Source organism: Rubneribacter badeniensis (genome assembly GCF_002899695.1).
Classification (GTDB): domain Bacteria; phylum Actinomycetota; class Coriobacteriia; order Coriobacteriales; family Eggerthellaceae; genus Rubneribacter; species Rubneribacter badeniensis.
Window position 1 is genome coordinate 1 of record NZ_PPEL01000131.1, and the last position, 5,456, is coordinate 5,456.

Genomic DNA, 5,456 nt, shown 5'->3' on the forward strand with positions numbered 1-5,456 from the left:
GGGGCACCGGGGCGCGGAGACGCCGGAGCATGGGTGGAGGTATCGGGGAGCGGGGATGCGGGCGAGCGTCTTTCTTTCGCCTTCCCGTTTGTTTGGGCTGTTCTGTGCGAGAAGAGAGTGGGCGCGAATGGAAGGCGAGCCGACGGGCCGCCGGGGAGGGGCGGCCCGTGGCGAGAAGGGGCGGTTTAGGCCGATTGATCCGATTGGCTGGCCATATGGTCGACTGCGATCACGCCGAACACGAAGGCGGGGCCGATCGTGCCGCCTTCGCCGCCGTACGAAGGTCCGGGGCCGCCGACGCCGGCGCAATTGCCCATGGCGTACAAACCCTTGATCGGCTCGCCGGAGACATGCATGACCTGCGCGTTTCCGTTCAGCTGCGGGCCGCCGATCGTGCCGCAGCAGCCGGCGTTGATGGCCACTGCATAATAGGGCGGCTGCTCCAAGGTCTGCAAGGCGAACGCAGGCTGGCCGGCGGTGCCCACTTCTCCGCGGTGGAACAGGGGATCCTTGCCGTCTTTCGCATGAAGGTTGTACTCTTCAACGGTGCGCACGAGCTGATCTCCGCTGATGCCGATCTGCTCGGCCAGTTCCTCAAGCGTGTCGGCTTTGTGGACGTAGTCCTCCTCGGGGATGTCCGGCACGGGGTATCCCCAGGACGCGCAGGTGCCGGTGGGGCCGCCGTTCTGGTCGTAGCACAGCTGATCGCAGATCCACCAGGCGGGATCGGCGGCGTAGCCCTCGTCCCCGAAGTTGTTGTACCCGCCGAACGTGTTGTTGATCGACATGTAGGACGAGTCCTCGCGGCAGAAGCGGCGCGCGTTCTGATCGACGATGATCGAACCGGGATTGCTGCGTGCCGCATTGCCGGCCATGGACATGATCTGGCCGTTCTCGCGTGCGTATTCCCCGTGGACTTGGAAGCAGGGCATGCCGAACGTGTGGGGCATGAGGTTGAGGTCCGCTCCGACCGATTGCACCATCAGCAGCCCGTCTCCGATGTTCTCGGGCCAGGAAAGGCCGTACTTGAGGGGCACGCGGACGTACTTCTCCACAAGCTTCTCGTTCCACTCGAAGCCGCCCGTCGCCAAGATGACGCCCTTGTTCGCCTTGATGCGGATCTCGCCTTTCTTGTCCTCGGCCACGACGCCGATCACCTCCGGCACGGCGTCGGACGATGCGCGCGATGTGATCAGGCGGCGTCCTCGCGTCTTGGTGAGCACCTCGACGCCCAGGTTGCTGCAAGCGGTCGATAGCGCGCTGTTCAGCCGTGAGCCGCCGGCCTCCGAGACATCGGATCCGTCGTTGTCGCCCATCACTTGGCAGCTGCGCCCGATGACGTCGGCGCCTTCCCAGTTCGGCTGGTACTGGCCGTTGCGGGGAAGGGGCTGGATGTTCACGCCGTTTTCGGTCAGCACGTCCACGACCCGCTGGGTGTTGTTGAGGTACGCCACGACCAGCTCTTCGTTGTCCATCCCCATCTGCATGTGGTCGAGGTACTTCTTGGCGAACTCGTAGCTGTCGCCGTTCTCCTGGGAGTACGACGTGTTCGCGAGCCATGCGTTGCCGCCCGAGAACGCCATCGCGCCGCCCACCATGTCGCGCGCCTCGAGTAGGATGACGCTCATGCCGGCCGCCGCGCCGGCGATGGCCGCCACCTGGCCCGTGCCGCCGCCCACCACGACGAGGTCGGCCTCTTCGTCCCAATTCCCCTCGTCTTCGGCACCACTGCTCGAGCAGCCTGCAAGCGCGCCCAGGCCGAGCGCGCCTCCAAGCGCCGCCGCACCGGTCAGGAAGCTTCTGCGCGTCAGTTCCATGATCATCTCCCTTTCCTTCGATTTCTTTTCCCTTCGATTCTTTGCACGCCCATCGGTGCGATCCGAGTATAGGAAGGCGGCGTTCTATAGGTGAAATGACGCTTTTTGAAACGCGCATGTCGGGAGCGTATGTGCCCATTACGCTTTGTTATGGGTCGATCGGGCGTCGGTTTTCCTGCGCGCGCTGTGCTAGAATGGACGCGCCTTGAGCGGCGCGGACGAGCGCTTCGTCAGGGCGCGAACAAGAGGGACGATCGCTTTTGGGGGCGGGGCATGAGGCTTGAGACGTTGCGCGAGTTCGTGGTGTTCGCGAAGTGCCGGAACTTCAGCGCGGCCGCACAGGAGCTGCACCTGTCGCAGCCGGCTATGAGCGTGCACATCTCCAATCTTGAGAAGGAACTGGGGTTCAAGCTGGTCGACCGGAGGCGGGGTGCCGAGCTCACACCTGCGGGACAGCGGTTTTTGGCGGGGGTGCAGAGCGCGCTGGCAAGCTATGACGACGCGATTCGCGACTGCGGCGAGTTGGTGAGAAGCTATCCTCCGGTCCGCATCAAGACAACGGGAAACATCCCCTACCTTCCCGCGCTTCTTGAGCGTGCGGACGGCATCCCCTTCGAGTTGGTCGAGATATCGGTGGATTCGCTGCCACTGCTCTTCGAACTCGACAAGGGCATCGTGGACATCAGTGAATGCTACGACTTCTCGTTCTCTTCCGCGTTGAGCGCCGATGCCGAGCGCCGAGGCATTGCCACGGCTCGGGTGACGAATGATCGCGTGCGCATCTGTCTGCAAAAGGACCATCCGCTCGCATCGCGCGACGAACTGCGCCGAGAGGACCTTCGCGGCTGCACGGTGGCGATCACGAGCAGCAAATGGTACGACTTCATGGTCGCCCAGGCTCTTCATCTGCTCGGAGACGATTTGGGGCTGACGTTTCGCATGGTGCCGGTGGCGAGCCCCTTGGCGCTGCGCTATATCGAACTTGGCGACGCTTTGGCTTTGTGCGGCATCAACACCGAGGCCCTTACGGGACGCGACGACGTGGCGCTGTTCGACACGCTGGACGGCGCGCCGCTCGAACTCGCCCAGATGGTGGCCTATCGAGCCGACGATCCCAACCCGAACGTCCACGCCCTCGTGGAGGCGTTCTCTTCGTTTTGCTAACGGGCCGGCGTTTCGCTCGGGGTGCCCTCGTCTGCGTTTGCGCTTGCTCGCTTCGCTTTGTGCGGTTCGGCGTCGTGTATGCGGGTGAGGAGGAGCGCCGCAAGGAGCGCTGCGCACAAGATGGCCGCCGCCGCGACGAAGGCCGCATGGCAGCCTGCGTAGGCTTGCGCTTCTGAGGGGATGCCGACTGCGGCGTTTGCCGCTGCGTCCGATATCGACACGAGCAAAGCCGTTCCGAACGCCGACGCCACCTGGATCAAGGTGTTCGTGATGCCTTGGGCGTGCTGCACGACGCCGTTGTCGAGGGCGTTGATCCCCCAGGTGTTCAGAGGCGTCAAGGTGGCTTGCATGGCCAAGGAGAGAAGCGTGTAGGAGAGGCAGGTGGCGGCGAACCCCGCTTCTGGCCCGAGAAGCGAAAGGGCCGTTGCTCCCAAGGCCATGAGCGCCAGTCCCGGCAGAGACGTGCGCCGAACGCCGAAGCGGTCGAAAAGCCGTCCACCCACAAGCCCCATGACGGCCCCTAAAAGCGCGCCGGGCAGCATGGCTGCGCCGCTCGCCATGGCTGAAAGGCCCTGGGCGTTTTGGACGAACAGTGGAAGGACGACCCCGACGCCCAGGTAGGCGCTTTGGACGAGCATGATGACGGCGATGGATGACGCGTACCGCCTCGTCTTGAGCGTCCGCACCTCGAGCATCGGTTCGGCCAGCGACAGCTGACGTTTTGCGTACAGGGCGACGGCTGCCGACCCGACGGCCATCAGGGCGACCGCGAAGGGCGCGCCGTCGGCGGTGGAAAGGGTGGAAAACCCGTAGAGAAGGAAGGAAAGGCCCACGGTGGAGAGGACGACGGAGGCGATGTCGAAGGACGTTCGCTTGAAGCGTCGGAAGTTCTCCAATTTGCAGAAGGAGACGAGCACCACCAGCAGCGAGAGCGCGAAGACGATGGCGAACATGGCGCGCCAGCTGAGCTGATCCACGAGCAAACCGGCGAGAGGCGGCCCGGCTGCGGGTGCCACGCCGATGACCAGGCCGGCGGTTCCCATCGCCATGCCTCTTTTCTCGGCGGGGAACACCAGCAAGGTGACGGTGGTGACCATGGGCATGGCCGCGCCGGTGCACGCCGCTTGCAGGATCCTTCCGAGGAGGACCGCCCAGAAACTTGGCGCGAGCGTCGCCAGGAGGCTTCCGGCAGAGAACAGGCACATGCCGCCGATGAAAAGCTGTCGCGTGGTAAGCCGCCCAAGGAGGTAGGCAGAAAGCGGTATGGTGACGGCCTCAACGAGGGCATAGCCGGAGACGAGCCATTGCGCGGTGGCGGCGCTTACGCTCAGATCGAGCATGATGGAGGGCAGCGCAGGGGAAAGCAGGGTTTGGTTGAGGGCCGCTAAAAAGGTTCCCGACATCAGGATGACGAGCATTTGTATATGACCTCGTTCGATGGGCATGGCTTTCCTCTTCTTTGGGGCGGCGTCCAATCTTTTTGATTTTTCATGATCTCCCAAACGCAGGTAATACCGGAAATTGCATTTCGCAATGCCCCCATTGGGTGGCGGTCATCCTGCCATGACGGGTTTCTATTTCATGCATGTCTTCGCAGGTTCGTACAATGGCCGCCAGTGAGAAGGAAGGCTCGTCCTCGATTGCGTCATTTCGGGCGAGGACGGGGTTTGACGCGTTGACGAAGGAGTGTGCGATGGGGCGAGAGAAGAGGCCGTTGCCGCATGCGGGCCTTGCGGCGAGGTGCGCGGAGGGTCGCGTCGAGGGTCGGTGCTATGCGGACGTGTGCGCGGAAGGCGCGGAGCTCTCGCTTCGGCTTACGCCGCGAGAGCGGGAGGTCGCGTCGCTTCTCGGTTCCGGCTTGAAGGGGCCGGCTGTCGCACGCGCCCTGGGGATCTCCTACAACACGTTCAAGACGCACATGAGGCATATCTACTCGAAGTGCGACCGATGCGGGGTCGTTCTGGAGAGGGACGCGGTCGGTTCGGCACGGGTGAAGTTGAAGGGGTGAGGATGTAAATCGCCGATCGGTCTGTTCCGCAGTACGGTCGGAGGAGGGATTCTCTTTTTCTTCCGATTGCTCGACGGCTTGCTTCCCGACGCCCTTCCTGCCGGCTTCGCACGCGTCTTCGTCGTTCCGCTCTTGCGTTTTCCGCTTCCTTGGCGTGCGCGCCTCGCTCATCTGCCCGTCCCTTCTGCTCGCTCTGCGTAGGGCGTGCGAGGTCGCATGCGTTCTTGGTGCTTGCTGTGCGACTGCGGGAAGACCTCTGCGTGGCGTGTCGCAGATGCGTCTGGCACCCCTTTCGTGCGTTCGCGAGAATCGTTGCGTCCGCAAGGTTTTTTGCGAGCGTGCGGGGGAGGCTTGCTCTGCGAAAGCGGTGCGAACCCCCGCCCCCGTCCTCGGTCTTTGGCCCTTCGGCTCTCGGCTCTCCGGTCCCGCTCCCGCAGCCTCTGGCTGACGAGCCCCCGCCCCCGGCC

General features: G+C 63.9%; 4 protein-coding genes. 2 read left to right on the top strand and 2 right to left on the bottom strand.

The window, feature by feature from the left end:
• Window positions 1-185: 185 nt before the first annotated feature.
• The gene (locus C2L80_RS12955; RefSeq protein ID WP_103263343.1) at window positions 186-1,823 is read right to left on the bottom strand and encodes an FAD-dependent oxidoreductase; all 1,638 of its coding nucleotides are present in this window, start codon (window positions 1,821-1,823) and stop codon (window positions 186-188) included.
• Window positions 1,824-2,090: 267 nt separating this feature from the next.
• On the opposite strand from C2L80_RS12955, the gene C2L80_RS12960 reads away from it, so the two are divergent.
• Complete coding sequence (locus tag C2L80_RS12960; protein ID WP_157941097.1) at window positions 2,091-2,981, top strand: LysR family transcriptional regulator; 891 nt, start codon at window positions 2,091-2,093, stop codon at window positions 2,979-2,981.
• Here C2L80_RS12960 and C2L80_RS12965 read toward each other — a convergent pair.
• The gene (locus tag C2L80_RS12965; RefSeq protein ID WP_103263345.1) at window positions 2,978-4,426 is read right to left on the bottom strand and encodes a DHA2 family efflux MFS transporter permease subunit; all 1,449 of its coding nucleotides are present in this window, start codon (window positions 4,424-4,426) and stop codon (window positions 2,978-2,980) included. The two genes, C2L80_RS12960 and C2L80_RS12965, sit on opposite strands and share 4 nt — an antisense overlap.
• 248 nt (window positions 4,427-4,674) lie before the next feature.
• Between C2L80_RS12965 and C2L80_RS12970 the strand changes: the two genes are divergently transcribed.
• On the top strand, window positions 4,675-4,989 hold the full coding sequence (locus C2L80_RS12970; protein WP_157941098.1) for a helix-turn-helix domain-containing protein: 315 nt from the start codon (window positions 4,675-4,677) through the stop codon (window positions 4,987-4,989).
• Window positions 4,990-5,456 lie beyond the last annotated feature (467 nt).